This window comes from Staphylococcus sp. HMSC62A08, from assembly GCF_001839105.1.
Taxonomy (GTDB): domain Bacteria; phylum Bacillota; class Bacilli; order Staphylococcales; family Staphylococcaceae; genus Staphylococcus; species Staphylococcus caprae.
In genome coordinates, this window is sequence record NZ_KV840021.1 from 1 (window position 1) to 950 (window position 950).

At 30.5% G+C, this 950-nt stretch carries 2 protein-coding genes; both read left to right on the forward strand.

Features of this window, described 5'->3' with window-relative positions:
• On the forward strand, nt 1-536 hold a 536-nt coding region (locus tag HMPREF3264_RS00005), incomplete at its 5' end, for a permease (protein WP_176746794.1).
• Nucleotides 537-555: 19 nt separating this feature from the next.
• A partial coding sequence (locus HMPREF3264_RS00010; protein WP_141764413.1) for a methyltransferase domain-containing protein occupies nt 556-950 on the forward strand: 395 nt, incomplete at its 3' end.

Sequence of the window (950 nt, forward strand, 5' to 3'; positions counted from 1 at the left end):
CTGTTTATTTTGTTGTACTAGCAATATTTAGTATCTTAACAGGTTTTGTATTTTCAAAAATGAATTTAGCTAAAAGTTATAAAGGAGTAAATGTTAAAGGCGATGGATTTTTTGCTAATAAAACAGGATCTCGTTTTAAACAAGCATTAAACGATGCGTGGGCATTTTTATATCCAATGCTTCCTTACCTATTTATTGGTGTATTTATTGGAGCATTCATATATGGATTTGTACCCGAAACATTTATTACAAAATACGCAAGTGGAGATGGCGTTATATCTGTATTCATTGCATCTGTTATTGGTATTCCTATGTATATCAGACCTGAAACAATGTTACCTATATCTGAAGCATTAGTATCAAAGGGGATGTCCTTAGGAACAGTTGTTGCATTAATCATAGGTGGTGCTGGGGCAAGTATTCCCGAAGTTGTATTGTTATCTAAATTATTCAAGAAAAAATTTGTAGTTTCATTCGTTATCGCAATTTTAGTTGTAGCTATTGCTACAGGATTAATAATTAATATAATTGTTTAAGTTTAAGGAGGATAAATTAATGAATCAAGAAACTTCAGTAATCAATAGGTATGGAAATGCAGCTAAAAAACACGAAGAAAACTTATGTTGCCCAGTAGAATATGATACAAAATATTTAAAGCTTATACCAGATGAGATTATAGAGAAAGATTATGGTTGCGGAGATCCTTTAGGCAAAATCAAAGAAGGAGACACAGTATTAGATTTAGGTTCCGGCGGTGGCAAAGTTCCTTATATAGTTTCTCAAATTGTTGGTGAAACAGGCAAAGTTATTGGTGTAGATATGAATGATGATATGTTAAACCTTGCTAAAAAATATCAAAATCAAATGATTGAAAGAATTGGTTATGACAACATTATTTTTCATAAAGGTAAAATTCAAAACTTAAAATTAAATTTAGAAGAACTCGATAA